The sequence below is a fragment of the Fulvivirga aurantia genome (assembly GCF_009711475.1).
Classification (GTDB): Bacteria; Bacteroidota; Bacteroidia; order Cytophagales; family Cyclobacteriaceae; genus Fulvivirga; species Fulvivirga aurantia.
The window spans coordinates 1-2,312 of the sequence record NZ_SMMD01000395.1; the positions used below are offsets into that span (position 1 = coordinate 1).

Consider the following 2,312-nt stretch of genomic DNA (forward strand, 5'->3'; position numbering starts at 1 on the left):
TACACAATATCGCAAACCACTCGGCTCAGGCCCATCCGGAAACACATGCCCTAGATGTGCCGCACATGTGTTGCACGTCACTTCTACCCTCGTCATACCAAAGCTCGTATCCAAATGATAGGCTATGGCATTTTCTTTCACTGGTTGAGAAAAAGATGGCCATCCGGTGCCACTTTCAAACTTTTCTGCAGAGTCAAACAATAACGTATCACAACAAAGACAACCATATTCTCCTGGCTCAAATTTGCTACACATATCTGAGCTAAATGCCCGCTCTGTACCATGTTGACGAGTCACTCTATATTGCTCAGGTGTCAGCTGTTCTTTCCACTCAGCTTCGGTTTTTACTACTTTCTTTTCTGGTTCTAAATTTCCATTTTTCGCCAGGTCTAAAACTTTATTCCAATTAAGCATTCTGTATAATCGTTTAATTTTTATCGAGCATAATTGCTTCTACTAATTAACAAAATTGAGTTCCCGAGGCTATTAATCCTCTGCTTCTACTTCTTCTAGTCCGTCAAGCATAAACGGCATAAGTTCGGAAACCGTTGGGTGCACCAGCACAACTTCTCTATACGTGCGACATGGTATTTTGCTGTGCATAATAGCCGCAAACATATTAATGATTTCGTCTCCCCCAGGACCAAGTATTGATGCGCCCAGTATCATATCCGTTTCAGCATCAACCAATAACTTAGCAAAACCTGTAGTCTCGCTCATTTCCTTTGCCCTGCTAATTTCGCTCATTGGTTTAGTTGCCCTGAGTACTCGTTTCCCTTTTTTCAAAGCTTCTTTTTCAGACATGCCTACTCTACCTAATGGTGGGTCTGTAAACAAACTGTATATTTTAATTCTATCCGATACCTTTCTGTCGCCTCCAGATAAGTGATCTAATACCACTTCAGCATCATTAACCGATGTATGTGTAAACGCTCCTTTACCATTTACATCTCCCACCGCATAAATATGCGCAACATTAGTACGGCAGAAATCATCTGCTTTAATATACCCTTTATCTGTCAATTCGATACCTGCTGCAGCCAGATTAAGCTTTTCTGTATTTGGTTTTCTACCAGCAGCTATAAGGAGGTGCGAACCTGAAATCACCTTTTCTTTGCCATTATTCTCGACAGTCAGTTGAACCTTGCCATTGGCTTTACTTACTGCAGTTGCGGAAGTATCGCAAAGAATCTCAATTCCTTCATCTTCTAAAAACTCCTTAATGGCATCAGAAAAATCTTCATCTTCCTGAGACATGATTTGCGGACCGTGTTGTATCACTGTTACCTGTGCTCCAAATCTCCTGTATATTTGGGCAAATTCGATTCCGATATAGCCACCCCCGATAATTAACAAATGTTCAGGTAGTTGTTCCAGGTTCAACAACCTTTGATTGTCCAGCCAGGGCACTTCTTCCAAACCATCAATATCAGGTGCAACTGATCGGGTGCCTGTGTTGATATATATTTTATCACCAGTTATCTTTTCTCCATTAACTTCGACTGTATTTTCATCAACAAAAGAGCCCCAACCACGATAGAGTGTGATTTTATCGCTTTCTTCAAGCCAATCAGTCAGCCCTTCGTTTGAAGCGTTTCTAATTTCGTTCATGCGCTCCCTCACTTTTTTGAAGTCAACTTTTACATCTCCCGAGTCGAAGCCAAACTCGTTACCTCTTTTCGCCATGTGTATCGCTCTTGCTGAAGCCACGAGGGCTTTGGTAGGCGTGCAGCCATAATTGACGCAGCTACCTCCCACTTTGGCTCCTTCTATAACTGCTATTTTCACGTCTTCCTGAGTCAGTTTGCCTAAAAGCGTACCTGTGGCTTGTCCTGAGCCTATTATTATATGATCGTAATGTGTCATTTGATTGTTGGTTTTGGGTTTTACGGTAGCGTGTTTTCTACCTTCTTATCAACCAAAAAACATTGCCTTTGTTTGTTGGTAAGCGATAACCTGTATACTTGAATAGTAAGACCACATTGAGTGGTTTGACGAATTAGTCTAAAATGTAGGTGCCCTTCCTAAGCCTTTTAGGATAAGGAAGGTTAAATAACTCCTTACTACTCTTACTAAGCCTTTGAGGCTTGGTAAGGGCTACGTCTCACTTTTAAGAACTATCATTACACATCTGAGAAAGGAACTCTTATTTCATATCTGAGTAAGTTACTTCGTTACACTCAGTATGACTTAAGGGGTGGTCAATTCCTGAGATCAATCAGTTATTACGGATTCGTCTGACCACCCAAAGTGGTCTGATGAATATATCGAAAAATATAGCCCCCCTTCCTAAGCCTTTGAGGATTAGGAAG

General features: G+C 41.3%; 2 protein-coding genes. Both read right to left on the reverse strand.

Annotation, left to right across the window (positions count from 1 at the left end; all coding sequences use genetic code 11):
• Window positions 1-414, reverse strand: a 414-nt coding sequence (gene msrB, locus E1176_RS02180; RefSeq protein ID WP_155208937.1) for a peptide-methionine (R)-S-oxide reductase MsrB, incomplete at its 3' end; no start/stop codon positions are given.
• 72 nt (window positions 415-486) lie between these two features.
• On the reverse strand, window positions 487-1,866 hold the full coding sequence (locus tag E1176_RS02185; RefSeq protein ID WP_155208938.1) for a mercuric reductase: 1,380 nt from the start codon (window positions 1,864-1,866) through the stop codon (window positions 487-489).
• Window positions 1,867-2,312 lie beyond the last annotated feature (446 nt).

What these genes read in the sequence shown, in the direction of transcription:
- E1176_RS02185 (WP_155208938.1), bottom strand. Translation starts at nt 1,866, where the DNA reads ATGACACATTACGATCATATAATAATAGGCTCAGGACAAGCCACAGGT.